Origin of the sequence: Pseudorhizobium marinum (assembly GCF_000705355.1) — a bacterium.
In the GTDB taxonomy this organism is placed as follows: domain Bacteria; phylum Pseudomonadota; class Alphaproteobacteria; order Rhizobiales; family Rhizobiaceae; genus Neorhizobium; species Neorhizobium pelagicum.
In genome coordinates, this window is sequence record NZ_JMQK01000003.1 from 16976 (window position 1) to 42242 (window position 25267).

At 65.0% G+C, this 25267-nt stretch carries 29 protein-coding genes; 18 read left to right on the forward strand and 11 right to left on the reverse strand.

Annotation, left to right across the window (positions count from 1 at the left end):
- The first annotated feature begins 58 nt into the window (after nucleotides 1-58).
- Nucleotides 59-580 (forward strand): disulfide bond formation protein B, encoded by a 522-nt coding sequence (locus EO99_RS0104070; RefSeq protein ID WP_029617365.1) that lies wholly within the window; start codon nucleotides 59-61, stop codon nucleotides 578-580.
- On the opposite strand, the gene EO99_RS0104075 is transcribed toward EO99_RS0104070, so the two are convergent.
- Nucleotides 577-1134 carry an HNH endonuclease gene (locus tag EO99_RS0104075; RefSeq protein ID WP_029617366.1) on the reverse strand — a complete coding sequence of 186 codons (558 nt, stop codon included), beginning with the start codon at nucleotides 1132-1134 and terminating at the stop codon, nucleotides 577-579. The genes EO99_RS0104070 and EO99_RS0104075 overlap by 4 nt on opposite strands.
- 90 nt (nucleotides 1135-1224) lie before the next feature.
- On the reverse strand, nucleotides 1225-1869 hold the full coding sequence (locus tag EO99_RS0104080) for a DNA-3-methyladenine glycosylase family protein (RefSeq protein WP_029617367.1): 645 nt from the start codon (nucleotides 1867-1869) through the stop codon (nucleotides 1225-1227).
- Nucleotides 1870-1914: 45 nt separating this feature from the next.
- On the opposite strand from EO99_RS0104080, the gene gluQRS reads away from it, so the two are divergent.
- Nucleotides 1915-2796: a tRNA glutamyl-Q(34) synthetase GluQRS gene (gene gluQRS / locus EO99_RS0104085; protein WP_029617368.1), complete on the forward strand. Its 882-nt coding sequence runs from the start codon at nucleotides 1915-1917 to the stop codon at nucleotides 2794-2796.
- Here the strand turns inward: gluQRS and EO99_RS0104090 are convergent.
- Nucleotides 2761-3699 (reverse strand): YihY/virulence factor BrkB family protein, encoded by a 939-nt coding sequence (locus EO99_RS0104090; protein ID WP_235776760.1) that lies wholly within the window; start codon nucleotides 3697-3699, stop codon nucleotides 2761-2763. The genes gluQRS and EO99_RS0104090 overlap by 36 nt on opposite strands.
- Nucleotides 3700-3763: 64 nt before the next feature.
- Here EO99_RS0104090 and EO99_RS0104095 point away from each other — a divergent pair, with 64 nt between their 5' ends.
- The 7 genes from EO99_RS0104095 to EO99_RS0104125 all read left to right on the forward strand — a co-directional run bounded on the left by EO99_RS0104095 (nucleotide 3764) and on the right by EO99_RS0104125 (nucleotide 9004).
- Nucleotides 3764-4597 (forward strand): SDR family oxidoreductase, encoded by an 834-nt coding sequence (locus EO99_RS0104095; protein ID WP_037111092.1) that lies wholly within the window; start codon nucleotides 3764-3766, stop codon nucleotides 4595-4597.
- Nucleotides 4598-4618: 21 nt separating this feature from the next.
- Complete coding sequence (locus EO99_RS0104100; protein ID WP_029617371.1) at nucleotides 4619-4816, forward strand: twin transmembrane helix small protein; 198 nt, start codon at nucleotides 4619-4621, stop codon at nucleotides 4814-4816.
- A 1-nt stretch (nucleotide 4817) separates the two neighbouring features.
- Nucleotides 4818-5390, forward strand: coding sequence for a cob(I)yrinic acid a,c-diamide adenosyltransferase (locus EO99_RS0104105; RefSeq protein WP_029617372.1), 573 nt, complete (start codon nucleotides 4818-4820; stop codon nucleotides 5388-5390).
- A gap of 21 nt (nucleotides 5391-5411) precedes the next feature.
- Nucleotides 5412-6158, forward strand: a complete 747-nt coding sequence (locus tag EO99_RS0104110) for a rhomboid family intramembrane serine protease (protein WP_029617373.1) — start codon at nucleotides 5412-5414, stop codon at nucleotides 6156-6158.
- Nucleotides 6159-6300: 142 nt separating this feature from the next.
- On the forward strand, nucleotides 6301-7050 hold the full coding sequence (locus EO99_RS0104115; RefSeq protein WP_029617374.1) for an electron transfer flavoprotein subunit beta/FixA family protein: 750 nt from the start codon (nucleotides 6301-6303) through the stop codon (nucleotides 7048-7050).
- A 25-nt stretch (nucleotides 7051-7075) separates the two neighbouring features.
- Nucleotides 7076-8005 (forward strand): electron transfer flavoprotein subunit alpha/FixB family protein, encoded by a 930-nt coding sequence (locus EO99_RS0104120; protein ID WP_029617375.1) that lies wholly within the window; start codon nucleotides 7076-7078, stop codon nucleotides 8003-8005.
- Between the two features lie 120 nt (nucleotides 8006-8125).
- A complete protein-coding gene (locus EO99_RS0104125; RefSeq protein ID WP_029617376.1) occupies nucleotides 8126-9004 on the forward strand; it encodes a 3-hydroxybutyryl-CoA dehydrogenase in 879 nt (292 codons plus the stop codon).
- Here the strand turns inward: EO99_RS0104125 and tlpA are convergent.
- Nucleotides 9001-9675, reverse strand: a complete 675-nt coding sequence (gene tlpA, locus EO99_RS0104130; protein ID WP_029617377.1) for a thiol:disulfide interchange protein TlpA — start codon at nucleotides 9673-9675, stop codon at nucleotides 9001-9003. The two genes, EO99_RS0104125 and tlpA, sit on opposite strands and share 4 nt — an antisense overlap.
- Before the next feature lie 24 nt (nucleotides 9676-9699).
- Between tlpA and argH the strand changes: the two genes are divergently transcribed.
- From argH to EO99_RS0104150, 4 genes are all read left to right on the forward strand, one after another.
- Nucleotides 9700-11103, forward strand: a complete 1404-nt coding sequence (gene argH / locus EO99_RS0104135) for an argininosuccinate lyase (protein WP_029617378.1) — start codon at nucleotides 9700-9702, stop codon at nucleotides 11101-11103.
- A 90-nt stretch (nucleotides 11104-11193) separates the two neighbouring features.
- Entirely contained in the window at nucleotides 11194-11388 is a 195-nt protein-coding gene (gene lptM / locus EO99_RS0104140; protein WP_029617379.1) for an LPS translocon maturation chaperone LptM, read from the forward strand.
- 12 nt (nucleotides 11389-11400) lie between these two features.
- Nucleotides 11401-12669, forward strand: a complete 1269-nt coding sequence (gene lysA, locus EO99_RS0104145; RefSeq protein ID WP_029617380.1) for a diaminopimelate decarboxylase — start codon at nucleotides 11401-11403, stop codon at nucleotides 12667-12669.
- Nucleotides 12670-12830: 161 nt separating this feature from the next.
- The gene (locus EO99_RS0104150; protein WP_029617381.1) at nucleotides 12831-15482 is read left to right on the forward strand and encodes a TIGR02302 family protein; all 2652 of its coding nucleotides are present in this window, start codon (nucleotides 12831-12833) and stop codon (nucleotides 15480-15482) included.
- A gap of 5 nt (nucleotides 15483-15487) precedes the next feature.
- Here EO99_RS0104150 and EO99_RS0104155 read toward each other — a convergent pair whose 3' ends face one another.
- The 3 genes from EO99_RS0104155 to EO99_RS0104165 form a co-directional block, all read right to left on the reverse strand.
- Nucleotides 15488-15865: a response regulator gene (locus EO99_RS0104155; RefSeq protein WP_029617382.1), complete on the reverse strand. Its 378-nt coding sequence runs from the start codon at nucleotides 15863-15865 to the stop codon at nucleotides 15488-15490.
- A 120-nt stretch (nucleotides 15866-15985) separates the two neighbouring features.
- Nucleotides 15986-16540, reverse strand: coding sequence for a hypoxanthine phosphoribosyltransferase (gene hpt, locus EO99_RS0104160; RefSeq protein ID WP_029617383.1), 555 nt, complete (start codon nucleotides 16538-16540; stop codon nucleotides 15986-15988).
- Between the two features lie 42 nt (nucleotides 16541-16582).
- Nucleotides 16583-17224, reverse strand: coding sequence for a hypothetical protein (locus tag EO99_RS0104165; protein ID WP_037111053.1), 642 nt, complete (start codon nucleotides 17222-17224; stop codon nucleotides 16583-16585).
- A 214-nt stretch (nucleotides 17225-17438) separates the two neighbouring features.
- On the opposite strand from EO99_RS0104165, the gene ftsE reads away from it, so the two are divergent.
- The 4 genes from ftsE to EO99_RS0104185 all read left to right on the forward strand — a co-directional run bounded on the left by ftsE (nucleotide 17439) and on the right by EO99_RS0104185 (nucleotide 20740).
- Nucleotides 17439-18098, forward strand: coding sequence for a cell division ATP-binding protein FtsE (gene ftsE, locus EO99_RS0104170; RefSeq protein WP_029617385.1), 660 nt, complete (start codon nucleotides 17439-17441; stop codon nucleotides 18096-18098).
- The gene (locus EO99_RS0104175; protein ID WP_029617386.1) at nucleotides 18091-19098 is read left to right on the forward strand and encodes a cell division protein FtsX; all 1008 of its coding nucleotides are present in this window, start codon (nucleotides 18091-18093) and stop codon (nucleotides 19096-19098) included. Before ftsE ends, EO99_RS0104175 begins: the two co-directional genes overlap by 8 nt.
- A 67-nt stretch (nucleotides 19099-19165) precedes the next feature.
- On the forward strand, nucleotides 19166-19879 hold the full coding sequence (locus tag EO99_RS0104180; protein WP_029617387.1) for a YdcF family protein: 714 nt from the start codon (nucleotides 19166-19168) through the stop codon (nucleotides 19877-19879).
- Nucleotides 19880-19951: 72 nt separating this feature from the next.
- The gene (locus EO99_RS0104185; protein ID WP_029617388.1) at nucleotides 19952-20740 is read left to right on the forward strand and encodes a lysophospholipid acyltransferase family protein; all 789 of its coding nucleotides are present in this window, start codon (nucleotides 19952-19954) and stop codon (nucleotides 20738-20740) included.
- On the opposite strand, the gene EO99_RS0104190 is transcribed toward EO99_RS0104185, so the two are convergent.
- Nucleotides 20737-21270, reverse strand: a complete 534-nt coding sequence (locus tag EO99_RS0104190) for a gamma-glutamylcyclotransferase (protein ID WP_029617389.1) — start codon at nucleotides 21268-21270, stop codon at nucleotides 20737-20739. The genes EO99_RS0104185 and EO99_RS0104190 overlap by 4 nt on opposite strands.
- Before the next feature lie 53 nt (nucleotides 21271-21323).
- Between EO99_RS0104190 and EO99_RS0104195 the strand changes: the two genes are divergently transcribed.
- Nucleotides 21324-22328, forward strand: coding sequence for a DUF2125 domain-containing protein (locus EO99_RS0104195; RefSeq protein ID WP_029617390.1), 1005 nt, complete (start codon nucleotides 21324-21326; stop codon nucleotides 22326-22328).
- 6 nt (nucleotides 22329-22334) lie between these two features.
- Here the strand turns inward: EO99_RS0104195 and EO99_RS0104200 are convergent, their stop codons facing one another.
- The 3 genes from EO99_RS0104200 to EO99_RS0104210 form a co-directional block, all read right to left on the reverse strand.
- On the reverse strand, nucleotides 22335-23261 hold the full coding sequence (locus EO99_RS0104200) for a prephenate/arogenate dehydrogenase family protein (protein ID WP_029617391.1): 927 nt from the start codon (nucleotides 23259-23261) through the stop codon (nucleotides 22335-22337).
- Entirely contained in the window at nucleotides 23258-24367 is a 1110-nt protein-coding gene (hisC, locus tag EO99_RS0104205; RefSeq protein WP_029617392.1) for a histidinol-phosphate transaminase, read from the reverse strand. Before hisC ends, EO99_RS0104200 begins: the two co-directional genes overlap by 4 nt.
- Nucleotides 24368-24446: 79 nt before the next feature.
- Entirely contained in the window at nucleotides 24447-25211 is a 765-nt protein-coding gene (locus EO99_RS0104210; protein ID WP_029617393.1) for a class I SAM-dependent methyltransferase, read from the reverse strand.
- Between the last annotated feature and the right edge of the window lie 56 nt (nucleotides 25212-25267).

The window sequence follows — 25267 nt, forward strand, 5'->3', positions numbered from 1 at the left end:
CCGATGTTTGATTTAAGGGAGCACCGGGCGCGCGTTCGCCCTCGCGCAGGAGAAACCCATGGCCCCCGTTCTTTCCAATGACGCCTCCCGGACCTATGCCGCCTATGCCGCGGCGCTGACCCTGGGCATGGTGGCCACCGTCGGCGGCGCACTCGGCTTCCAGCATATCGGTGGCTACATTCCCTGCGCGCTGTGCCTGCTGCAGCGCGATCCCTATTACTACGGCATCCCGGTCGGCATCGCAGCGGTGCTCGCGGCAAGCTTCCGGCTCCCGGCCTGGACTGTGCGCAGCCTGCTCGTCGTCGTCGGCATCCTGATGCTCGTCGGCGCCGGTATGGGCGTCTACCACTCCGGCGTCGAATGGGGCTTCTGGGAAGGCCCGGCGACCTGCGCCACCAGCGTCACGGGGACCGCCACCAACGCCGGCAGCCTGCTCGACGACCTGAACGCCTTCCACGGCCCGTCCTGCACGGAGGCATCGCTGCGCGTGCTCGGACTGTCCTTTGCCGGATGGAACGTCATCGCAAGCCTCATCCTTGCCGCGATCGCCTTCCTCGGAGCATCCAGGAAGCCGGCTTAAGGCTGCAGCTCCGTATCCCAGTAGAGATAATCCATCCAGCTTTCATGCAGGTAGTTCGGCGGGAAGAGCCGGCCGTTGTTGTGCAGGTCCTGCACGGTCGGCTGGTAGGGCTTCTGGTGCGGGAACATGCTGGCCTGCCTGGGCAGCTTGCTGCCCTTGCGCAGATTGCAGGGGGAACAGGCGGCCACGACATTCTCCCAGGTCGTCTGTCCGCCGTGGGCGCGGGGAATGACGTGATCGAAGGTCAGCTCGTCGTGGGCGCCGCAATACTGGCACTCGAACCGGTCGCGCAGGAAGACGTTGAACCGGGTGAAGGCCGGATGCCGCGTCGGCTGGACATAGGTCTTGAGGCTGACGACGCTCGGCAGCCGCATGGAAAAGCTCGGCGAAGAGACCGAGTGTTCGTATTCCGCGATGATGTTGACACGGTCGAGGAAGACAGCCTTGATCGCGTCCTGCCAGGACCAGAGCGACAAGGGGTAATAACTCAAGGGCCTGTAGTCGGCGTTCAAGACGAGAGCCGGCAAGGCCTGGGGAGAGACTGCAATCGTCAAGGGCTGCTCCTTGATTTGGCATCTGCAGATTTATATTAGGTCCGATGCCACAGAATTGTGAAGCCATATTAACAGGCAGGGCTCGAATACTTAGAGCACAAGCGGTGCGACATCCTTGCGCAGAGTGACCGAATAATAGGCCCAGAACAATCTGGCCGCCACGGAACGCCATGGACTCCAGGCTTTTGCCATCAAGGCGACCTCCCGCGCCGGGGGGCGCGACGGCAGCTGGAAGGCGCCGGCAAGCGCTGCCTGGAGCGCCACGTCACCGGATGGAAAGACATCCGGATGCCCGCCGCAGAACATCAGATAGACCTCTGCCGTCCATGGGCCGATGCCGGGATGCGCCGTCAGTTCGGCCATCGCCGCAGCCGCATCCAGCCGGCAGACGGCGTCAAGGTCGAGACCGGAGCGGGAGACCGCCTCTGCCAGATGCGCCAGCGTCGCCGCCTTGGCGCGCGACAACCCGAAGCTTGCGACCGTCTCCGGCGCATGCGCCAGATAAGCCTCCGCCGTGGCCGGCCCCGCAGCCGTGATTCGGCGCCAGATGGCCGCAGCACTGGCCTTCGAGATCATCTGCGAGACAATGATGGAGGCGAGCCCCGCGAATCCCGGATCCATCAGCCGCAAGGGCAGCGGCCCGGCGGCCTCGATCACCGGCACCAGCCGGGGATCGGAAAGCCGCAGCGCCTCCAGACCCTCGCGCAGATCCTCCTCGCCGCGAATCACCCGCATCGCCTCTCCTGTGGCCGTTGCCTCGATTTCATGCCAGAAGAAACCATGCCTGCGACACCCGGTCAAAGTCCCGTCTTCCGTTTTGCGCCGAGCCCGAACGGGCTACTGCATCTTGGCCATGCGCTGTCGGCGATCCTCAACCACGACATGGCCCGCGACAGCGGCGGACGCTTCCTGCTGCGCATCGAGGACATCGATCTCGTCCGCTGCACGCCGGAGCTGGAGGCGGCGATCTACCGCGACCTCGCCTGGCTGGGCCTCGAATGGGAGACGCCGGTGCGGCGACAGTCGGAGCATTTTGCCGACTATGCGACGGCACTGGAGAGGCTTCGGGAGATGGGGCTCGTCTATCCGGCCTTCATGACCCGGGGCGAGGTGAAGGCAAGGGTGGCCGCCTCGGAAGCCGAAGGCGCCGCCTGGCCGCGCGATCCGGACGGTTCGCCGCACTATCCCGAAGACGACAGGCATCGCGGCGACGGCGAGCGGCGGCAACTGATGGCCGGCGGAATGCGCCATGCCTGGCGGTTCGACATGGAAAAGGCGATTGCGAAGGTCAACCGGCAGCTGACGTGGCAGGAGACCGTCGATGGCACGCCGACCATCGTCGTGGCCGATCCGGCCGCCTGGGGGGATGTGATCCTGTCACGCTCCGATGCGCCCTCGAGCTACCATCTCTCGGTGACCATGGACGACGCGGAACAGGGGATCACCCACGTGGTGCGCGGCCGCGACCTCTTCCAGGCGACTGCGGTCCACCGGCTGCTGCAGGAACTGCTCGGCCTGCCGCAGCCGCTCTACCACCATCACCGGCTGATCCTGGACGAGGACGGCCGCAAGCTTTCCAAGAGCGAGAAGTCGACCGGCCTGCAGGCCTTGCGCGAGGCGGGAGCCTCAGCGGCCGACATCCGGCGCCGGATCGGGCTCTGAGGCATCCTTGATGCGGCCGTTGCGCCTGCGCCGCGCATGCGACACCACCGAATAGACCCGGTACTTCATCAGCGCCGCATTGACCTCTGCCCCCAGCATGAAGATGACGCCGACCATGTAGAGGAAGACGAGGACGATCATCACCGATGCGAGGCCGGCGTAGGTGGCGGCGTAATTGGCGAAGGTGGCGAGATAGGAGGCAAACAGGAGCGCGCCCGCCGTCCACAACAGCAGGGTCAGCACCACCCCCGGCAGAACGTCGACGATGCGGCGACGGCCATCCGGCAGCCATTTGTGCGACAGGATCAGGCCGGCCATCAGAACCAGCACCGTGCCGTAGATACCCCAGTCCGAGGCGGCGCGCAGCAGGTCCTCGAGCCATGGAAAGAACCGTTCCGCATAGCGCAGCGCCACCGGCACGGCGACGAGGAAGGTGCTGATGATGGCGAAGGTGATGACCGCGGCCACGACATAGCCGAGGCTCGCGAGGCGGGTCACATACCAGGAGCGGCTCTCGCTGACGCGATAGGCGCGGTTGAGCGAGATGCGCAGGGCCTCGACGCCGTTGGAGGCGAAATAGGCGGCCGCCAGGACGGAGACCGTCAGCAGCCCTCCGCGCGGAATGGTCAGCACCTGCCGGATTTCGGAAGACAGCGGAGCGGCGATGCTCTCCGGCCAGGTGTCGAAGAGCAGGTGGACGGCGGTCTCCGAAAACGTGCTGGCGCCCAGAAAGCCGGCGAGCGCCGTGCCGAAGATCAGGAACGGGAAGAGCGCAAGCAGACCCGAGAGGGCGACATGGCTCGCCATCGCCCAGCCATCGTCCTCGTTGAAATGACAATAGGCGTCCCAGGCCACCTTGTAGGCCAGACCCAGTCCGCGAATCCTGCTGCTGTTTTCGGCCAAGGTCAGCTCCGTTGTCACCGCACCCCGAATATGGGATGGAGGGCCGCCTTGTACAGGAGGAATGATGCAGCACCGCAAGACCATCATCGTCACCGGCTGTTCTTCCGGGATCGGCGCCCATTGCGCCCGGGCCCTGCAGGCGGACGGCTGGCGCGTCTTCGCCACCGTCAGGAAGCCCGAGGACCTGGCGCCGCTGGAAGCGGACGGCATCGAGGCGCTGCGGATGGACTATGCCGACGAGCCGACGATTGCGGCGCTCGTCGACATGGTGAAGGAGCGCACCGGCGGCCGGATCGACGCCCTCTTCAACAATGGTGCCTATGGCCAGCCGGGCGCCGTCGAGGATCTGTCGACGGCAGTGTTGCGCGCGCAGTTCGAAGCCAACCTCTTCGGCTGGCACGAGTTGACGCGGCAGGTCATCCCGGTGATGCGGGCGCGCGGCACGGGCCGGATCGTCAACTGCTCCTCGATCCTCGGGCTCCTGCCCTATCGCTACCGCGGCGCCTATACCGCCTCCAAATACGCGCTGGAGGGCCTGACGCTGACGCTTCGCATGGAGCTCGAGGGCAGCGGCATACACGTCAGCCTGATCGAGCCCGGACCGATCGCCTCGCGGTTTACCGCCAATGCGCTGGCGAAGATCGAGGAGAATATCGACCTGCAGAATTCCGCCCATGCGCAGGAGTACCAGCGGCAGATGGCGCGCCTCATGGGCACCGGCCCCGCAAATCGCCACAAGCTGGGACCGGAAGCCGTCTACGACGTCTTGACGCATGCCTTGACCGCGGCGCGCCCCAAACCCCATTATCTGGTCACCACGCCCGCCAAACAGGGAGCGCTCCTGAAAAGACTGCTTCCCGCTGATCTCTTCTATCGATTGATGCGTAGGCTCGACTGACACAACAAGGCAGCACAGCATATGTCCACTTTTACCACCGTCCTGGCCCTGATCGTCATGGGGCTCGTGGTCCTCGTCCTGATCCGCGGCCTCTTCAACATGGTCAAGGGCACCGACGCGAACAAATCCAACAAGCTGATGCAGTTGCGCCTGATGTTGCAGGCGGTGGCGATCGTGCTCATCATGCTGACACTCTGGATCACGGGCGGCGGACGGTAGGATGGTCAGGCTCAACAGGATCTATACCCGCACCGGCGACGAGGGCACCACCGCGCTGGTGAGCGGCCCCCGCCGTGACAAGCACGACCTGCGGGTCGACGCCTATGGCACCGTCGACGAGACCAATTCGACGATCGGCCTGGTACGGCTGCATACGGCCGGCATGGTCGAGCTCGACGCCATGCTGGCCCGCATCCAGAACGACCTCTTCGATCTCGGCGCCGACCTCGCCAATCCGGAAATCCTCGACAATCCCGAGTACGAGCCCCTGCGCATCGTCGAGGCCCAGGTCGACAGGCTCGAGAGCGAGATCGATGCGCTGAACGCGTCGCTGGAACCGCTACGGTCCTTCGTGCTGCCGGGCGGATCGCCCGCCGCAGCTGCCCTGCATCTGGCCCGCACCGTATCGCGCCGCGCCGAGCGGCTGATGGTGGAACTTTCGCGGCAGGAGCCTGTCGGAGCCCCGGCCCTGAAGTACATCAACCGCCTCTCGGACTTCCTGTTCGTGGCATCGCGGCACGCCAATGACGATGGCAGGGCGGACGTCCTGTGGGTGCCGGGCAAGAACCGGTAGCAACACGCGGGAGGTCTGAAGATGTTCATCCCGCTGCATGACGCCAACGCGCTGAAATACATCCGCGTCCAGTATGTGACGATCGGACTGATCGCGGTGAACGTCCTCGTCTGGGCGGTCACGGCGGTGGCGCCGTCGGCGGTCGGGGAACTGGCGGCGCTCGGCCTCGGCTTCATCCCCGCCGTCGTGTTTGACCAGGCCTATCTGGATCCGTCGATGGTGCTGGTTCCGGAGAACGCGACGTTTCTCACCTATGCCTTCGTCCATCTGGACGTCTGGCACCTGGCCTCCAACATGCTGTTCCTCTGGGTCTTTGGCGATAATGTCGAGGATGCCCTGGGGCATGTCCGGTTCCTCGCCTTCTACCTGCTGTGCGCCGCTGCCGGAGCGCTGTTTCACGCGCTCGTCACGCCGGCCTCGCAGGGGCCGCTGATCGGTGCCTCGGGCGCCATATCGGGGATCGTCGCCGCCTATTTCATCCTGCATCCGCGGGTGCGGCTCTGGGTCCTGGTGTTCATGCGCATCCCGCTTCCGCTGCCGGCCTTCATCCCGCTGACCCTGTGGCTCGTGCAGCAGTTTGTCATGCTGGCCTTCAACCTCGACGGCATGGTGTCCTGGGGTGCGCATGTGGGCGGCATCCTTGCCGGTGCCGTCCTGGTGCTCGTCATGCGCCGCAAGGGCGTGCCGCTTTTCGACCGCAAGGTCGTGCTACCGAAGGCCGTGGTGACGAGGACCAGCGTTCCGCTGGTCCCGCGGTCGTCCTCATAGCGATATGACCAAACGACAGGACTTGCGGCCGGAAACCGCGTTGTAATCGTCACAAAAATGCGTATCCATGTCGCCCACTGACGAGAAAACGAACGGGAGAGGCTGCATCTTGCGGCCCGATTAGAAGTCAAGGAAGGACCCCATGAAGATCCTGGTGCCTGTGAAGCGAGTGGTCGACTACAACGTCAAGATCCGCGTCAAGCCGGATGGAACCGGCGTCGAACTGGCCAACGTCAAGATGTCGATGAACCCCTTCGACGAGATTGCCGTGGAAGAGGCGCTGCGGCTGAAGGAAGCCGGCAAGGCGGAAGAGGTCATCGTGGTCTCGATCGGTCCGGCCAAGGCCGAGGAAACGCTGCGCACCGGCCTCGCCATGGGCGCCGATCGCGCGATCCTGGTGGAGACGGACCAGCCGGTCGAGCCTCTGGCGGTTGCCAAGATCCTCAAGGGCATTGCCGAAGCGGAAGCACCGGGTCTCGTGATCATGGGCAAGCAGGCGATCGACGACGACAGCAACCAGACCGGCCAGATGCTGGCGGCCCTTCTGAACTGGGGCCAGGCGACCTTCGCCTCGAAGGTCGAGATCGGCGAGGGCTCCGCCAAGGTGACGCGCGAGGTCGACGGCGGCCTGCAGACCGTCGAGGTCAAGCTCCCGGCGATCGTCACGACCGACCTCCGTCTCAACGAGCCGCGCTATGCTTCGCTGCCCAACATCATGAAGGCGAAGAAGAAGCCGCTCGACAAGAAGACCCCGGCCGACTTCGGCGTCGACACCACGGCGCGCCTCACCGTGCTGAAGACCGAGGAGCCGGGCGGACGCAAGGCCGGCATCAAGGTGGCAAGCGTTGCCGAACTCGTCGAGAAACTCAAGACCGAAGCCGGCGTGCTCTAAGTCGGAAAAACAGGGAGACAACATCATGGCAATTCTTCTTCTGGCCGAACACGACAACAGCACCCTGTCCGATCAGACGGCCAAGGCATTGACGGCGGCAAAGTCGATCGGCGGCGACGTGCATGTGCTGGTGGCGGGTTCCGGCGCCCAGGGTGCGGCCGACGCCGCAGCCAAGCTCGACGGCGTTGCCAAGGTCCTGCTGGCCGACAGCGGCGATCTCGCCAACGGCCTGGCGGAACCGCTCGCCGACCTGATCGTCTCGATCGCCGGCGACTACGACACGCTGATCGCACCGGCAACCGCATCCGCCAAGAATGTCATGCCGCGCGTTGCGGCACTGCTCGACGTGATGCAGATCTCCGAGATCACCGAGGTGATTTCGGCCGACACGTTCAAGCGGCCGATCTACGCCGGCAACGCCATCCAGACGGTACAGTCGACCGATTCCAAGAAGGTGATCACCGTCCGCACCGCCGCCTTCCAAGCGGCCGGCGAAGGCGGCTCGGCCTCCGTGGAAACAATTTCCGCACCCGCCAAGGCAGGGCTTTCGAGCTTCGTGTCCGATGCGATCGCTTCTTCGGAGCGCCCGGAACTGACCTCGGCGAAGATCATCGTCTCGGGGGGACGCGCACTCGGCTCCGCCGAGAAGTTCCAGGAAGTCATCCTGCCGCTCGCCGACAAGCTCGGTGCCGCCGTCGGGGCTTCGCGCGCCGCGGTCGACGCGGGCTATGCCCCGAACGACTGGCAGGTCGGCCAGACGGGCAAGGTCGTCGCCCCGGATCTCTACATCGCGGCCGGCATCTCCGGTGCCATCCAGCACCTCGCCGGCATGAAGGACTCCAAGGTGATCGTCGCCATCAACAAGGACGAGGAGGCACCGATCTTCCAGGTTGCGGACTACGGCCTCGTCGGCGATCTCTTTGAACTTCTGCCGGAGCTTCAGAAGGCACTCTGAACCGTTGTTCGCGACTGCGAACGGCGATAGAAAGGGTCGAACGGCCAGACAAACTCATTGCCGGTCCTGGAACGGACCGGCATCAGACATGGCGCTGCAGGCGCCTGCGGGAGAAACACCATGGCGACAATTCAGAGCATCGGTGTGATCGGAGCGGGCCAGATGGGGTGCGGCATCGCGCACGTCTGCGCCGCCGCTGGCTACAAGGTGCATCTCTACGACCTGTCCCAGGACCGGATCGAGGCCGGACTGGCCACGATCAACGGCAACCTTGCCCGCCAGGTCAGCAACGGCAAGCTGTCCGACGACGAGCGGAAGGCCGCACTGTCGCGGATTTCCGGCTCTGCGGATCTCAATGATCTCGCACCCGTGGATCTTGCCATCGAGGCCGCCACCGAGGAGGAAGCCGTCAAGCGCAAGATCTACGCGCAGCTCTGCCCGATCCTGAAGCCCGAGGCGCTGCTGGCGACGAACACATCCTCGCTGTCCATCACACGCCTGGCCTCCGCGACCGATCGTCCCGAGCGCTTCATGGGCATTCACTTCATGAACCCCGTGCCAGCGATGAAGCTGGTGGAGCTGGTGCGCGGCATCGCCACCGACGAGACGACGTTCACCACGGCCCGGGAATTCGTCTCGACGCTCGACAAGACCGTGACGGTCGCCGAGGACTTTCCGGCCTTCATCGTCAACCGCATCCTGCTGCCGATGATCAACGAGGCGATCTACACGCTCTACGAGGGTGTCGGCTCCGTGGACGCGATCGATACCGCCATGAAGCTCGGCGCCAACCATCCGATGGGGCCGCTCCAGCTTGCCGATTTCATCGGCCTGGATACCTGTCTCTCGATCATGCAGGTGCTGCACGACGGGCTGGCGGATTCCAAGTATCGGCCCTGCCCGCTGCTGGTGAAATACGTCGAGGCCGGCTGGCTCGGCCGCAAGACCGGCCGCGGTTTCTACGACTACCGCGGCGAGACCCCGGTCCCGACCCGCTAGGAGCCTTTGGCGGCCGAGATCATCGCCTTGGCATCGGGACTGTCCCAGGCAGCCGGTCCGTTCATGGCCGACATCAGGCAGCCGTTCCTGTCGAGGAGCAGCGTCACCGGAAGTCCGAAGGCGAGGCCCTCCTTCTTCAGCGCATTGAAGACACCCATGCTGCTGTCGCGATAATACCCCAGTGCGTCGACGCCGGTCTCCGCCAGGAATGCCTTCGGCTTTTCGTCCGAGCCCGTGTCGATGTTGACGGCGACCACTTCGAAATCCTCGCCGCCCATGTCTGTCTGCAGGGTGTTCAGTGCCGGCATCTCTTCGCGGCACGGACCGCACCAGGTGGCCCAGAGGTTGAGAAGCACCGTCTTGCCCTGGAAGTCGCCCGTCTGAAGATCCTGCCCCTCCGGCCCCTTGAACGAGAGAGCAACCGGACGCGGCGGCTCGACCGGCGTCATCGCCGCGACTTCGCCGCGCGCGAGCTCGTCGACCCTGCGCGCCAGTTCGGCCGTACCCTCGCAGGCTCCGCCTGCCGCAGCCACTTCGGCGCCGGCCACGTTGGCATTGCCAGACCCCGCCGTCCTCACGTATACGGCAACAGCCCCGGCGATCAGGCCGGCAACGGCGGCGATCACTATCAATCTGGCGGGGGGAAGGCCAAGCGGTCTCTTGTTCGTCATCAAGCACTCCAGGACATTGCACTCATGGCTGACGGCACGAAGGACACGGTATCCTCCAACCAGATGTGGGGCGGTCGTTTCGCCTCCGGGCCGGATGCAATCATGGAGGAGATAAATGCCTCCATCGGCTTCGACAAGAAGCTTTACGCCCAGGATATCCGCGGCTCAGTGGCGCATGCGAGCATGCTGGCGGACAAAGGCATCATTTCGGCGGAAGATAAAGACAAGATCGTCGAGGGACTGAACACGATCCTGTCAGAGATCGAAAGCGGCAGCTTCCAGTTCTCCCGCAAGCTCGAAGACATCCACATGAACATCGAGGCGCGCCTTGCGACGCTGATCGGCCCGGCTGCCGGACGCCTGCACACGGCCCGCTCGCGCAACGACCAGGTGGCGCTCGATTTCCGCCTCTGGGTCAAGGAAGAGCTGGCCAAGACCGAAAAGCTGCTGACCAACCTGATCCTCGCCTTCCTCGATCGCGCCGAAGAGCACGCCGACACAGTGATGCCGGGCTTCACCCATCTGCAGACCGCCCAGCCGGTGACCTTCGGCCATCACTGCATGGCCTATGTGGAAATGTTCGGCCGCGATCGCCAGCGGGTGCGCCATGCCATTGATCATCTCGACGAAAGCCCGATCGGCGCCGCGGCGCTGGCCGGTACCGGCTTCCCGATCGACCGGCACATGACGGCCAAGGCGCTCGGCTTCCGCGAGCCCACCCGCAACTCCATCGATACCGTCTCCGACCGCGACTTCGCGCTCGAGTTTCTCTCTGTCGCCGCCATCTGCGCCATGCATCTGTCACGCCTGGCAGAAGAAATCGTCATCTGGTCGACGCCGCAGTTCGGTTTCGTCCGGCTCTCGGACGCCTTCTCGACCGGCTCGTCGATCATGCCGCAGAAGAAGAACCCGGACGCTGCCGAACTGGTGCGCGCCAAGACCGGCCGCATCAACGGCTCGCTGGTCGCCCTGCTGACGATCATGAAGGGTCTGCCGCTGGCCTATTCCAAGGACATGCAGGAGGACAAGGAACAGGTCTTCGACGCCGCCGAGAACCTGGAACTGGCGATTTCCGCCATGGCCGGCATGGTTCGCGACATGACCATCCGCGTCGACCGCATGCGCGCCGCCGCCGGCTCCGGCTATTCTACCGCCACCGATCTCGCCGACTGGCTCGTCCGGGAAGCGGGCCTGCCCTTCCGCGACGCCCACCATGTCACGGGCCGGGCCGTGGCACTGGCCGAGGAGAAGGGCTGCGAACTGGCCGATCTTTCGCTGGACGATCTCCAGTCCATCCATCCGGCGATCACCGACAAGGTCTTCGACGTCCTCTCCGTTGACGCCTCCGTCGCCAGCCGTACGAGCTTCGGCGGAACGGCACCGTCGGAGGTGCGCAAGCAGATCGCCTGGTGGCGCAGCCGCAACTAGACGAACATTGACACCGGACCGTACTGCACAAGCGACGGAAACTTCGCTATGAACGGTTTCAGACCAGCCAATAAGGGAAGTGAAACGTCGATGGGCTTGCAGAAATTCGGCACCACAATCCTGACGCTCGCCGTCGCGGGTATCATCCTTGCCGGATGCGGCCGAAAGGGCGATCTCGATCGTCCGAGCACGCCGGTGGAGCAGCAGAACATCCGCAAGACCGGCGAAAACCGCCAGCCCGAGCCGGTTGCCGACAAATCGTTTTTCCTCGACCCCCTGCTCTGAGCGGACACTGACGTGAACCATTTCCATTATGTCGACGGCGTGCTCCACGCCGAGAATGTGCCGATCCCAGAGATTGCCAAGGCGGTCGGCACGCCCTTCTACTGCTATTCGACGGCAACGCTGGAACGCCACCACGACGTCTTCTCCAAGGCTTTCGCCGACGTCGACGCCATGGTCTGCTATGCCATGAAGGCGAACTCCAACCAGGCGGTGCTGAAAACGCTGGGCCGGCTCGGCGCCGGCGTCGACGTGGTCTCCGGCGGAGAGCTGCGACGGGCGCTGGCGGCGGGCATCCCGGCAAGCCGGATCATGTTCTCCGGCGTCGGCAAGACGGCCGCCGAGATGGACCTCGCGCTGGAAGCCGGCATCTACTGCTTCAACGTCGAGTCCGAGCCCGAGCTGGAAGTGCTCAACCAGCGCGCCCAGCGCATGGGCAAGCGCGCGCACGTCTCATTCCGCATCAACCCCGACGTCGATGCCCGCACCCATGCGAAGATCTCGACCGGCAGGAAGGAAAACAAGTTCGGCATTTCCTACGAGCGCGCCGGCGAGGTCTATGCCCATGCTGCGCAGTTGCCGGGTATCGAGGTGACCGGCATCGACATGCACATCGGCAGTCAGATCACCGAGCTGCAGCCCTTCGAGGATGCCTTCCGGCTGTTGCGCGAGCTGGTAGACAGCCTGCGTGCCGCCGGCCACCGCATCGACCACGTGGACATTGGCGGCGGCCTCGGCATTCCCTACAGGGATGACAACACCCCGCCGCCGCTTCCCGATGCCTATGCCGAGATCGTCAAGACGCAGCTGAAGAGCCTGGACTGCAAGATCGTTACCGAGCCTGGCCGACTGATCGTCGGCAATGCAGGGATCCTGGTGACCGAGGTGATCTACGTGAAGGATGGCGGGGAGAAGACCTTCGTCATCGTCGACGGCGCCATGAACGACCTGATCCGCCCGACACTCTACGAGGCCTATCATGAGATCCGTCCAGTGGTCGTGCCGGCCGCCGATGCGCCGCGCATCCGGGGCGACATCGTCGGCCCCGTCTGCGAGACGGGAGACTATCTGGCGCTCGACCGCGAGATGGCGGCCCCCGCACCCGGCGACCTGATCGCCGTCGGCTCCGCCGGGGCCTATGGCGCGGTTCAGGCCGGCACCTACAATTCCCGCCTTCTGGTGCCCGAAGTGCTGGTCAAGGGCAGCACGTTCCACGTCATCCGCCCCCGCGGCAGCTACGAGGACCTGATCGGGCTGGATTCCCTGCCCGACTGGCTTTCCTGACGGTCTGATCGCGCCCGTTCACTTTTGCTCGACCCGCAGCGGAAAACTGCGGGCGACAGAAGTTGCGCCCTCGTCTTCGCCACAAAGACTGTTATCTTGACTCCCTGGTTCGCCCGACGCGGCGCGACCCCTATTTTGCGCCGCCACAGGAGACGGTCTGCATGAGCAACACCCGCAAAGGCGCCTTCGACGCCCTCCCCGTGCTGGCCCGCCGCGTCGCACTGAAACGCTCCCTCGCAAGGCTCGTCCTCTTCCTGGAACGGCTGACACCACGGCTCCTGCCGCCGCTGGCCGTCGCCGCCGTGTTTCTCTCCGCCGCCTGGCTCGGCATCTTCCGCACCAACATCGATCTCCTCCGCTGGGCGCTGGCCGGTCTCTTCGGCCTTGCCTTCCTCTCTGCCCTGCTGCCGCTCGCCCGGACCCGCTGGCCGAGCGCCGGCGACGGCGATCGCCTGCTCGAGGAGCGCAACCGGCTGGAACACCAGCCCGTCGCCGTCCAGGAGGACGTCCCGGCATTCGACACGCCGTTTGCCCAGGCACTCTGGAAGGAACACCAGGTCCGCATGGCCGAGCGCATTGCCGCTCTCGATGCCGGCATGCCGCGTCCCGATATCGCCCGCCACGACCGCTTCGCACTGCGCGCCATTCCGGCGCTGCTGGTGGTCGTCGCCTTCGGCTTCTCTTTCTCCAACGGTGCAGGCCGGGTCTCCGACGTCTTTCGCGCGCCGGCCGCACCTTCGAGCATCAATCCCGATCTGCGGATCGACGCCTGGCTGACGCCACCCTCCTACACGAGCCGCGCGCCCGTCTTCCTGACCGGCGGCGAAGCAAGCGCCAGCAACTCCATCTCCGTTCCGCAGCACTCCGACCTGACGGTCCGCGTGACGGGCGGCCGGGGCGAAGAAGCCGTCGTCTTTGCAGCCGCATCGAGCGAAACGCCGGCGACGCTCGTCAGCGAGGAAACGGCCGCACGGCAGGCCGCTTCAGCCGGAGCAGACGGAACGGAAGCCACGTCGCCGGCCGCTCCTGCCCCCGACAACCAGCCGCTCGCGCCGCGCACCTACCTCATGAAGGTGGCCGAGAGCGGCGCGCTGACGGTCAACGGCGAGACCTGGACCTTCGACGTCATCCCCGACCTGCCGCCCGAGATCGCCTTCGACGGCCAGCCGAAACGCGCGGTGAACGGCGCACTGGAAATCGGCTTCACCGGCAAGGACGACTACGGCCTGCGCGAGGCTCATGCGCTGATCGAGCCCGTCGAGGCCCCGGCGCCGGACGCGACGCCGCTCTATCCGCCGCCGGAATTCAAGCTCGACCTGCCGCGCCGCGATCTGCGCAACCCGAAAGGGCTCACGAGCCGGAACCTGACCGAGCATCCGCTCGCCGGCAAGCGGGTGCGTGTCACCCTCGTCGCGACGGATGGTGCCGGCCAGACAGGCAGAAGCCCGGCACACGAGATGGTGCTGCCGGGCCGCCCCTTCTCCGAGCCCCTGGCGGCGGCGGTGGCCGAACAGCGCCAGGTCTTCTCGCTCGACACCCGGCAGATGCCGCATGCCATCGCCCTCAACGAGGTGCTGGCGCTGCGCCCGGACGAAACGATCCCGAACCTTGCCCACTTCCTGCTGATCCGCTCGGCGCTCGGGCGGATGGAGCTCGCACGGGGTGAGGAACAGCTGAAGGAAACGGCGGATTATCTCTGGGAGATTGCGCTCGGCATCGAGGACGGCGACCTGTCTGCCGCGGAGAAGCGGCTGCGAGACGCCCAGAATGCGTTGAACGAGGCGCTGGAGAATGGTGCCACCGACGAGGAAGTCGCGCGCCTGATGCAGGAACTGCGCGAGGCGATGCAGGAGTTCATGTCGGAACTGGCCCAGCGCATGCAGAACAGCCCGCGCATGCAGCAGAACATGCAGGCAGAAAACATGATCCGCCAGCGCGACCTGCAGAACATGATGGACCAGATCGAGAACCTCGCCCGCTCCGGCAACCGGGATGCGGCCCAAGAGATGCTGTCCGAGCTGCAGCGGATGATGAACAACCTCCAGGCCGGCCGGATGCCGCAGGGCCAGCAGGGTCAGCAGCAACAGCAGAACAGCCAGATGCGCGAGCAGATCGACAAGCTCGGCGAGATCATGCAGGAGCAGCAGCGGCTGATGGACGAGACCTTCAAGCTGGACCAGGCGTTGCGCGACCGCATGCAGCGCGGCGATCCCGGCGAGCAGCCCTACGAACAGGGACAGCAGCAACAACCGGGCCAGCAAGGTCAACAGGGACAGGAGGGCGCTCCCTCCGACCAGATGACAGCCGAACAGTTGCGCGAGGCCCTGAAGAACCTGCGCGCCCAGCAGGAAGGCCTGGGCCAGCAGCTCCAGGAACTGCAGAAGGGTCTTGCCGAGCTCGGCATGCAGCCGGGCGAAGGCTTCGGCCAGGCGGAACGGGAAATGGGCAATGCCGGCGAGGCGCTGGGGCAGGGCGAGGGCGAGCAGGCCGTCGAGGGCCAGGGCAATGCGCTGAACGCGCTGCGCCAGGGTGCCCAGAACATGATGCAGCAGATGATGCAGGCCATGCAGCAGGGCCAGGGTCAGGGCGAAGGCCAGGGAGAGGCGTCGCAGGGCAACCAGAACGGCCGCGACCCGCTGGGTCGCCCGCGGGCAACGACAGGGCCCGATTTCAGTGACCAGGTAAGGGTACCGGACGAGATCGACGTGCAGCGTGCCCGCGAGATCCTCGAAGCGATCCGCGAGCGGCTTGGCAATTCCATCTCCGGAGAAGCCGAGCGCCGCTATCTGGAGCGGCTGCTCGAGATACGCTGAACGGCTCAGGCCGCGCAGGACCCTTCTTGCGCCAGCGCCTGGGCCACGGCCCGGCGAATGTCGGGAAGTGCAAACGGCTTCTGCACCACATCGACGATCTTGGAGGCCAGGTCGTCGGCGCGCTCACGCTGCTCGGCATAGCCGGTCATCAGCAGGATCTTCAATCCCGGGTGCCGCTCGGCCGCGTGATGCGCCAGTTCGATGCCGTCCATGACCGGCATGCGGATGTCGGAAAGCAGGAGGTCGAACTGCGACGCCGACAGCATTTCCAGCCCTTCGGCACCGTCGCCGGCTTCATGGGTCTCGTGACCGTCGAGACGCAGGGCACGCGCCACGAACATCCGCAGCGCACTTTCGTCTTCGGTTACCAGGATCTTTGCCATGATGATCGCTTTCTCCCGTTTGTGTTTAACATTGGGATCAAATCACCAGACTTTAGTTGTCGAGGAGTAAACGCGGCCCCTGTCGACGCTAACCATGGTTAAGGAAGTGCGAGCGGATCGCTAGCCTTCGGAGGGGGCATCGCCCGTCACGACGCCGACGAAAGGCAGCTCGCGAAAGGCATAGGCCACGTCCATGCCATAGCCGACGACGAAATAGTCGGGGCATTCGAAACCGACGTAATCCGCTTCCAGCTCTTCCTTGCGCTTCACGCTCTTGTCGAGAAGGACGGCGATCGAGACGTTCCGCGCGCCGCGCTCGTAGAGCAGTTCCTTGGCAAACAGCAGCGTGCGGCCGGACTCCAGGATATCGTCGATCAGCAGAACATCCCGGTCCTTCACGTCGCTGTCGATATCCTTGACGATGCGCACGCCCTGGGAAACGGTGCCTGCGCCATAGCTGGACAAGGTGATGAACTCGACCTCCGGCGCCAGCCCGACATCATGCAGGGCGCGCAGCAGATCTGCGGCGAAGATGAACGAGCCCTTCAGGATCGCAATCACGAGAAGGTCGTTGGTCGGCCCCTTGGCGATCTCCGCGGCAATGGCGCGATTGCGCTCCGCGATGACATCGGCAGTGTAAAGCGGCTCAATATTCTTGCCGCGAACGACGGGCATGGGGCTCTCCTGGGCGGTTCCGGGAGGTCGCCGATAGCATAATCAGGAGCTCGAAGCATCCTGTGTTGCAAAGGAAAGCTTCAGTTCCGGCGTTTTTCCACCGGGGTGCGGTATTCTGGAGGAGAACCCGTGGCTCTGCAGGCCCTCGATCCCGGCGACAGGCGGCGCCACGACCGTGGTCGCCAGAACATGCCCGTCCGTGACGAGGTCTGCCCGGATTGCCGGAAGCTGCAGGCGATCCGTGCTCCGGTTTTCCACGATGCCGTTGATCAGCAGGACGCGCATGCCGTTCACATCCTGCGGCGTGAGGGTGACATGGGTAAAATCGAGGAGCGGCGCTTCGACGGCACCGTTCGTCTTGCCCATGAACAGCGAAAAGCCACCGGCCAAGCCGAAGACGAGAAGAAAGACGAGCGCGACGACGGCGGAAAACATGTCGGCGGAAAGCCGGCACAGCGCCTTTTCCGCTCGCTCCATGAGCGTGGACGATGGGCTCTGCGTAACAGCACGCCTGAAGTCGGACTGGCTCTGGCTTCGATTGTCGGTCTCCGTCCGGAAACGGCGGTCCCGCGCGGCGCGCGCGACGGTGATGAATTCGGCATCGACGACACCTCCGCGTCCCGGATGGCCGCGCCGCACATGCCTCACAACAGGTTCGGGTGGCAGGATATCGATGACGGCCATCGTTCTCCCCTTTCGGGCACGAGTTGCACACGACCCTTTCGTCACCATCGGTGAAGGTCAGTCTCGGCATTGAATCGAATCCTACTCAGTCGTAAATTCGAATGGTTAATGCTTCGCGAACGCGGCCCTCAAAACGACCTATTCGAGTGGCCGTTGCAATTGGCTGCCGCACGACGGATTGTGGCGGCCTGAATATCAGGATTCGGATTTTCCATTGATTCACTTCGAGAATGTCGGCCTCCGCTACGGTATGGGCCCGGAGATCCTCCGGGACATGACGTTCGACATCCCGAAACGCTCATTCCAGTTCCTCACCGGCCCCTCGGGCGCCGGCAAGACGACGCTGCTGCGCCTTCTGTTCATGTCGCTGCAGCCGACGCGCGGACTGATTCGCATGTTCGGTCGCGACCTGTCGCAGATCCCGCGCAGCGAACTGCCCATGCTGCGCCGCCGCGTCGGCATCGTCTTCCAGGACTTCCGGCTGCTCGACCACCTGACGACCTACGAGAACGTCGCCCTGCCCCTGCGCGTCCGCGGCAAGGACGAGACGAGCTACCGCAACGACGTCATCGAGCTTTTGAAGTGGGTGGGGCTCGGGGAGCGTATCAATGTCCTGCCGCCGGTCCTGTCGGGCGGCGAGAAGCAGCGCGCGGCGATTGCCCGTGCACTGATGGACAGGCCGGAGATCCTGCTGGCCGACGAGCCCACCGGCAATGTCGATCCGCCGATGGCGCAGCGCCTCCTCAATCTCTTCCTCGAACTGAACCGGCTGGGGACGGCGGTGGTCATCGCCACCCACGACCTCGGACTGATGGACCAGGTCAACGCGCGACGCATGATCCTGACGGAAGGGCGGCTCGATATCTATGAATGAGATCACCCGCATCAAATCCGACAAGAAGGCCGCGCCGCGGCGCACGGAGATGCGCGTCCGGCCGACGGCGCCCATCCTGCCCCCGACCAACATCCAGGGCACCGCTCTGATCGTCGTCATCGCCATCATGGCCTTTCTGGCCTGCCTCACCTTCGGCGCCGTCACCATGGTGAGGGCCACGGCGGCCGGGTGGCAGAGCCAGATCTCCCGCGAGATCACCATCCAGATCAAGCCGTCCGAGGGGCTCGACATGGATGCGGCGCTTCAGACGGCCAAGACCTTGGCCTTGAGCTTCGTCGGCACGACGCAGGGCACCATCATGGACGACGCCGCGACGGCACGCCTCCTGGAGCCATGGCTGGGCACCGGCCTCGATCTCGAGGAACTGCCGGTGCCACGCCTCGTCATCATCACCATCGACGAGCAGAACCCGCCCGATTTCGCCGCCATGCGCGATCTCCTCTCGAAGGAGGTTCCGCAGGCCTTCCTCGACGACCATCGCACCTGGGTCGACCGGCTCGTCTCCATGGCCAGCACCACCGTCTGGATCGGCACCGGCGTCCTGATCCTGGTCTTTACGGCCATGGTGCTGACCGTCGTCTTCGCCACCCGCGGGGCCATCTCGGGCAACAGGCATATCGTCGAGGTGCTGCACTTCGTCGGCGCCGAAAGCTCCTTCGTGGCCCGCGAGTTTCAGAAGCACTTCCTGAAGATCAGCCTGAAGGGATCGGCCGCCGGCAGCGCCGTCGCAGCCATCCTCTTCGCCGTCCTGGGCGCCTGGCAGGCGAGTTCCCGCGCCACCCCGGAAAGCGACCAGGCCATGGCGCTGTTTGGAGCCTTCTCGCCGGGCGTCATCGGCTATGTCGGCATCTTCGCCACGATGATCCTGATCGCACTGCTGACCACGCTGACGGCGCGGCTGACGGTGATGAAGACGATCGACGAGATCGATCTCGTGCGGTCCGACCCGGCCAGGTCCGACGGACTGCCCGCCTCGTGAGCTGCAGCACGGGCGGCCACGCACAAAGACCTGTTCTCCGCCATTATCTCGGTTTATGCACTGATTCATGAGCACGACTCGTCCGATCAAGGGAAACGGATCAACTGGCGCGCCGCCAAGACGCGGCATGTCGCGCCAGCTGTTTTCGCGCCGCAGCTGGCTGCGGCGTGCCGTGCGACGGCTGATCATGGTCAGTTTCCTGCTGGTCGCGGGCGTCTTCGGCGGATTTCTCTGGTTTGCCGACTCGGTCGCCTCCCTGAAGCCCCCGGAGGGGGTGAAGGCCGACGCCATCGTCGTGCTGACCGGCGGTTACCAGCGGATCGACCAGGCGATGGGCCTGCTGCGCGATGGCGCCGGCAAGCGCCTGCTGATCTCCGGTGCCCATCCATCGACGACGCCGGCGCAGATCCGCAAGATGACCCAGACCCCCTCGGATCTGTTCTCGTGCTGCGTCGACATCGGCTACGACGCGCTCGATACCACCGGCAATGCCAATGAAATTGCCCGCTGGATCCACGACAACGGCTTCACGGTCGTGCTGGTCGTCACCAACAACTACCACATCCCGCGAAGCCTGCATGAACTGCGCCGCGTCGATGCCGTCACGCAGTTCATCCCCTACCCCGTCGTAAACTCCGATCTGACCCGCAAGGCCTGGTTTGCCGATCCCGACGTCCTGCGCACCATGATGTCGGAATATGTGAAGGTGGTGGTTGCCAACGCCCGCGACTGGATCGGCATCGAGCGGCCGAGCGGCCTTCGCACCGGCGACAAGGTTTGAAGCGCTTTCAACAGCTGCTTTCGCTTGCCTGCAATCTCGTGTAGGCAGCCTTGATCCACGAGGGAAGTCCACATGCTGATGGTTCGATCCATCCTCTTCAATCTGGCGTTTTATGCCAATCTCATCCTCCAGATGATCGTGCTGACGCCGTTCTACTTCCTCGTGTCGCGCAAGAGGGCCTTTGCGGTTCCCAGGAACTGGGCGCGCTCCAACCACTGGCTGATGAAGACGATCGTCGGCACCACCTTCGAGATCGAGGGACTGGAAAACATTCCCGAGGGCGGCTGCATCTTCGCCCCGAAGCACCAGTCCTTCTGGGACACGTTCGCGCTCCTGCCCTGGCAGAAGGACCCGGTCTACATCCTCAAGCGCGAGCTTCTGTGGATCCCGCTCTTCGGCTGGTACGTGATGAAGCAGCGGATGATCCCGGTCAATCGCGGCGCCCGCGGCAAGGTCATGGTCGAGGTCATGGAGCGCACCAAGCAGGAGATGGCCAACGGCCGGCAGCTGATCATCTACCCCGAGGGCACGCGCCGCCCGCCGGGCGCCGTTCCCGAATACCGCTACGGGATCGCCCGCATCTATCGGGACATCCAGGTTCCTGTCGTTCCGATCGCCATGCATCCGGGCCTGTTCTGGCCGCGACGCCGCTCGGTCCGCTTCCCCGGCCACTTCAAGGTCCGCATCCTGCCGCCGATCATGCCGGGCCTCGACCCGGATACCTTCTTCGAGACCCTGAAGACGACGCTGGAAAAGGCCAGCGACGACCTGCTGATCGAAACGGTCGAGGCCAACCCGCACCTGCGCCTGCCGCCGACGGTCGTGACGCGACTGGCGGAACTGCGCGCCGAACGCGCCTAAGGTGTCGCGACCAGGCGTTCGACGCCTTCCAGCCAATGGTCGCGGATGCCCATCTGCCGCAGATGAGCGACCGTGTTGATCACATAGGTCGGGTTGGGGCCGGATTTTCCGATGGCCTCGCGGACGATCCGTGCCGCCTCGGGAACGTCGAGCGCACCGGCATATTGCGCATGGGCCCGGTCGACCACATAGCCGATTGCCGTGACCCGCTGCCGATCGGCAAGCGTGATCGGCAGGAGCCTTTCCTTGTAGACATGCGTCACCAATTCCCTCGCCCGCAGATAGTCGAGGACCTCCGTCCGATCATCGCCCGCGACGCGAAACGCGACGCCGCGGCAGGACCCGCCGCGGTCGAGCCCGAGGACGAGCCCCGGCCGCTCGGGGGTGCCGCGGTGGACATGCGACCGGACGCAGAGGGAGCGTCGATAGCCGAAGACGTGAGCACCAGCCTTTTCCAGATAGGGAAAGCCCGGATTCCACATCAGCGATCCGTAGCCAAACACCCAAAATTCGTCCATATCCGGCGCCATGCGTTCCCTACAGCGCTCACCGCGCTACATCAGGGCCACCATTGGAGATCATCATGTCAGCGTCAAGCCGAACCAGCGTCAGCCGCAAGATTTGGCTCCTCGCGACGGCGATCGTCCTCGCGGTCGCTCTCTACACCGGTGGCTGGTTCTATGCCGCCTCGACCCTGAAGGAGGAGACGCTGGCGCTTCTGGGCGGCCAGGAAGCCAACGGGATCACCGTCGAATGTGCGGATGCCAATTACCGCGGCTATCCGTTCCGGATCGGGCTGTTCTGCTCGCGGGTGGCGCTCGACGACCGCAACAACGGGATCTCCGCGACGCTCGGCGCGCTGCGCTCCGCCGCGCAGGTCTATGCGCCGGGCCAGATTGTCTGGGAAGTGGATGCCCCGGCGCAGGTGCGGACCAGCCACGGGCTGACGGTATCGAGCACCTGGGAGAATTTCCAGTCGAGCCTGACGGCCAGGAATGGCGGCGTGGAGCGGAGTTCCACCGTCATCGAGGGCGCGACGACGAGCATCGTCTCCTCCGCCAGCCAGCCTTTCAGCCTCAGCGCCGAACGGACGGAGATGCACCTGCGCCAGAACGGCCAGGACCTCGATGCCGCCCTGCTGCTTCAGAACGCCCGCACCACGGCCGAAGGCCTGCCGGAACTGCTGCCGCCGATGACGGCGACGGTCGACGTGACGCTGGCGGGACGGGCGGGACTGATTGACGGCACCGATCCGAACGGTATCGCCCTCTATGGCACGCAGGGCGAGATGCGCACGCTCTCGGCAGATCTGGGCGAGGGCCGCGTGATCACCGTCACCGGCCCCTTCTCGATCGACGAGGAGGGGTATCTCTCGGGGCGCCTGAAGCTTCAGGTCGAACAGATCGACGCCTGGCGCAACAGCCTGGCGCTCGCCTTTCCGGAAATCGCACCGGCCCTGCAGACGGTTGCCGGCATGCTATCGGCGCTGAACGGCGGCGGACAGAATGCCTCCATCGACCTGACCGTCAACCGCGGCAAGGTCTTCGCGGGCGGCTTCATCCCGCTCGGAGAAATTCCGCGGCTCTGATGTGCGCTACTTCTTGTCGAGCGCGTGCCGGCCGAAGTCCGGCACGTCGACATCCTGCCCCGCCTCGACGATCGAGCGGCGGATGGTGCGGGTGCGGCTGAAGAGCTCAAACAGCTTGTCGCCCTCGCCCCAGCGGATCGCCCGCTGCAGATAGGCGAGATCCTCGGAAAACCGCGCCAGCATCTCCAGGATCGCTTCCCGGTTGTGCAAGCAGACGTCGCGCCACATGGTCGGATCGGACGCGGCAAGGCGGGTGAAATCGCGAAAACCGGAGGCGGAATACTTGATGACTTCCGATTCCGTCACGGTCTCCAGGTCGTCCGCCGTGCCGACGATGTTGTAGGCGATGATGTGCGGCAGGTGGGACACGATCGCCAGCACCTTGTCGTGGTGCTGCGGGTCCATCTCGTCGATGCGCGAGCCGAGCGCCGTCCAGAAGGCGGTCAGCTTTCGCAGCGCCTCCGGATCGGTATCGGGAAGCGGCGTGAAGATGCACCAACGCCCCTGGAAGAGACCTTCGAAGCCGGCATCGGGGCCGGACTTCTCGGTGCCCGCCAGGGGGTGTCCCGGGATGAAGTGAACGCCCTCGGGCATATGCGGCGCCATCTGGGCGATCACCGAGGCCTTGGTGGAGCCGACGTCGGTGACGATGGCTCCGGGCTTCAGCGTTGCTGCGATCTGGCGGGCCACCTCCTCGGAGGCACCGACGGGAACCGAAACGATGACCAGATCGGCACCCTTGACCGCCTCTGCCGCCGAAGCCGTATAGCTGGTTCCAAGCTGCAGTTCCTCCGCCCGGCGTAGCGTTTCCGCGCTCCGCGTCGAGATCACCAACTCCTTCGCCAGCCCCAGCGCCTTCACGTCCCGGGCAATCGAGGAGCCGATGAGGCCGATGCCGATCAGCGCAATGCGGCTGAAGAGGGCATCCGTCATGCCGTGCGCCCCATGAATTCGCCGAGCGTCTCGATCACGCCCCGGTTCGCCTCCTCGGTGCCGACCGTCATGCGCAGGGCGTTCGGAAATCCATAGCCCTTGACGGCGCGCAGGATATAGCCGCGGCTGGTCAGGAAGGCGTCGGCCTCCTCGGCGCGCTTGCCGTCCACGTCCGGGAAGTGGATCAGCAGGAAGTTGGTGACCGACGGCGTGACCCGAAGGCCGATGGCTTCGAACGCATGCGTCAGCTTGTCGAGCCACAGGGTATTGTGTTCCACGGCCTTCTCGATGAAGGCCTGGTCGCGCACGGCGCTGGCGCCGGCCGCGATCGCCGGTGCGTTCATGTTGAACGGGCCGCGCACCCGGTTCATCGCGTCGATGATGGCAGTCGGCGCATACATCCAGCCGATGCGCAGCGCCGCCAACCCATAGGCCTTCGAGAAGGTGCGCGTCATGACGACGTTGCGGCTGGTGGCGACGAGCTCGAGACCGGCCTCGTAGTCGTTGCGCCGGACGTATTCGGCATAGGCGGCATCGAGCACCAGGATGACGTTCTTCGGCAGGCCCGCATGCAGGCGGCGGATTTCCGAGACGGGAACATAGGTGCCCGTCGGATTGCCGGGGTTGGCGATGAAGACAAGCTTCGTCTTCTCGGTGACGGCCGCCAGAATGGCGTCGACATCGACCGTGGCGTCCTTCTCCTTGGCGACGACCGGCTTTGCGCCCGCGCCCATGATCTGGATCTTGTAGACGAGGAAGCCGTGCTCGGTGATGACCGCCTCGTCGCCGGCGCCCAGATAGACGTGGCAGAGCAGGCCGAGCAGTTCGTCCGAGCCGTTGCCGCACAGGATGTTGGCGGTGTTCAACCCATGCACCGCGCCGATCGCCTCGCGCAGTTCCGTCGCCAGGCCGTCGGGATAGATCTCGAGGTGGCTTGCTGCTGCCTTGAACGCCTCGATGGCCTTGGGGCTTGCGCCGAGCGGCGTCTCGTTGGCGGACAGCTTGAAGACGCGCGCCACGCCCGGCGCATGTTCCTTGCCGGGCACATAGGCGGCAATGTCCAGGATGCCAGGACGTGGAACAGGCTCGGTGACGACGATGCTCATGAGATCGACCTTCTGGAAGGGTGCAGGTAACGACGGATGATCCATCGGCATTAATGCCGAACGACCGCTTTGTCGAGGGTCAGCCCCCGGCGTGGGGCGCCTTTGCCGCAGCGCGGGTGGTCGGCACGCCCTGCGGCGCAAGCACCGGCACGAAGACGCGACGCGAGGCCCGCGCAGCAACGGGCAGCCCCTGGTAGAGCCGCTTCTGGGCCTCTACGATGATGACGCCGGAGAAGACCGGCCAGAAGCGCCGGCCCATCCGCTCCAGAACGTTGCGGAACTTCAGCACCATGCGGATCCGCGATGGCGGAAAGAACAGCGCATCGGCACTGGCCGCCGGCGTGAAGTTCGTTTCGCGCAACAGCCCGATGAGCTGACCGCGCGAATAGGGTCGCCCGGAACCGAACGGTGTATGTTCCATCCGCGCCCAGACGCCGCGGCGGTTCGGCACGACGATCACCAGCCGCCCGCCGGGAGCCAGCACCCGCCAGAGCTCCTTCAACGTCTCGCGCGGATTTTCCGCAAACTCCAGGGAATGCACCATTAGCACCCGGTCCACCGAGGAATCGGGCAGCGGCAGCTCCTCGTCGAACACCAGTGCCGTGGTCGACCGCTCCCCGACCGGCCAGTTGACCGCCCCCTGTCCCGCCGACATGAAGGCAAAGGTCCGTTCGGTATCGGCCCGGAAACGCTCCAGATAGGGCACCGCGTAGCCGAGACCGACCAGCCGCTCCTCCGGCAGTCGCGTCCACAGCGAGGACAGCGCCAGCGTGATCGACCGCTCGGCCAGGCGGCCAAGGGCGGAATGATAGAACTCGCGGAGATCGACGATATCGGTTTGCATGGTAAAAAAGCTAAGAGACAGCGGTTGGAGAACAACGGCACGACCTCTACATTGTT

Excerpts from the sequence above, each read along its gene's own strand:
- EO99_RS0104180 (WP_029617387.1), top strand. The coding sequence starts at position 19,166 with ATGAGCACGACTCGTCCGATCAAGGGAAACGGATCAACTGGCGCGCCG.
- EO99_RS0104110 (WP_029617373.1), top strand. The coding sequence starts at position 5,412 with ATGTTCATCCCGCTGCATGACGCCAACGCGCTGAAATACATCCGCGTC.
- EO99_RS0104120 (WP_029617375.1), top strand. The coding sequence starts at position 7,076 with ATGGCAATTCTTCTTCTGGCCGAACACGACAACAGCACCCTGTCCGAT.
- argH (WP_029617378.1), top strand. The coding sequence starts at position 9,700 with ATGGCTGACGGCACGAAGGACACGGTATCCTCCAACCAGATGTGGGGC.
- EO99_RS0104190 (WP_029617389.1), bottom strand. The coding sequence starts at position 21,270 with ATGGCGCCGGATATGGACGAATTTTGGGTGTTTGGCTACGGATCGCTG.
- EO99_RS0104195 (WP_029617390.1), top strand. The coding sequence starts at position 21,324 with ATGTCAGCGTCAAGCCGAACCAGCGTCAGCCGCAAGATTTGGCTCCTC.
- EO99_RS0104165 (WP_037111053.1), bottom strand. The coding sequence starts at position 17,224 with ATGGCCGTCATCGATATCCTGCCACCCGAACCTGTTGTGAGGCATGTG.
- EO99_RS0104095 (WP_037111092.1), top strand. The coding sequence starts at position 3,764 with ATGCAGCACCGCAAGACCATCATCGTCACCGGCTGTTCTTCCGGGATC.
- tlpA (WP_029617377.1), bottom strand. The coding sequence starts at position 9,675 with ATGACGAACAAGAGACCGCTTGGCCTTCCCCCCGCCAGATTGATAGTG.
- lptM (WP_029617379.1), top strand. The coding sequence starts at position 11,194 with ATGGGCTTGCAGAAATTCGGCACCACAATCCTGACGCTCGCCGTCGCG.
- EO99_RS0104210 (WP_029617393.1), bottom strand. The coding sequence starts at position 25,211 with ATGCAAACCGATATCGTCGATCTCCGCGAGTTCTATCATTCCGCCCTT.
- EO99_RS0104155 (WP_029617382.1), bottom strand. The coding sequence starts at position 15,865 with ATGGCAAAGATCCTGGTAACCGAAGACGAAAGTGCGCTGCGGATGTTC.
- EO99_RS0104080 (WP_029617367.1), bottom strand. The coding sequence starts at position 1,869 with ATGCGGGTGATTCGCGGCGAGGAGGATCTGCGCGAGGGTCTGGAGGCG.
- gluQRS (WP_029617368.1), top strand. The coding sequence starts at position 1,915 with ATGCCTGCGACACCCGGTCAAAGTCCCGTCTTCCGTTTTGCGCCGAGC.
- EO99_RS0104105 (WP_029617372.1), top strand. The coding sequence starts at position 4,818 with ATGGTCAGGCTCAACAGGATCTATACCCGCACCGGCGACGAGGGCACC.
- EO99_RS0104200 (WP_029617391.1), bottom strand. The coding sequence starts at position 23,261 with ATGACGGATGCCCTCTTCAGCCGCATTGCGCTGATCGGCATCGGCCTC.
- hisC (WP_029617392.1), bottom strand. The coding sequence starts at position 24,367 with ATGAGCATCGTCGTCACCGAGCCTGTTCCACGTCCTGGCATCCTGGAC.
- EO99_RS0104185 (WP_029617388.1), top strand. The coding sequence starts at position 19,952 with ATGCTGATGGTTCGATCCATCCTCTTCAATCTGGCGTTTTATGCCAAT.
- hpt (WP_029617383.1), bottom strand. The coding sequence starts at position 16,540 with ATGCCCGTCGTTCGCGGCAAGAATATTGAGCCGCTTTACACTGCCGAT.
- EO99_RS0104100 (WP_029617371.1), top strand. The coding sequence starts at position 4,619 with ATGTCCACTTTTACCACCGTCCTGGCCCTGATCGTCATGGGGCTCGTG.
- EO99_RS0104115 (WP_029617374.1), top strand. The coding sequence starts at position 6,301 with ATGAAGATCCTGGTGCCTGTGAAGCGAGTGGTCGACTACAACGTCAAG.
- EO99_RS0104070 (WP_029617365.1), top strand. The coding sequence starts at position 59 with ATGGCCCCCGTTCTTTCCAATGACGCCTCCCGGACCTATGCCGCCTAT.
- EO99_RS0104175 (WP_029617386.1), top strand. The coding sequence starts at position 18,091 with ATGAATGAGATCACCCGCATCAAATCCGACAAGAAGGCCGCGCCGCGG.
- EO99_RS0104125 (WP_029617376.1), top strand. The coding sequence starts at position 8,126 with ATGGCGACAATTCAGAGCATCGGTGTGATCGGAGCGGGCCAGATGGGG.
- EO99_RS0104150 (WP_029617381.1), top strand. The coding sequence starts at position 12,831 with ATGAGCAACACCCGCAAAGGCGCCTTCGACGCCCTCCCCGTGCTGGCC.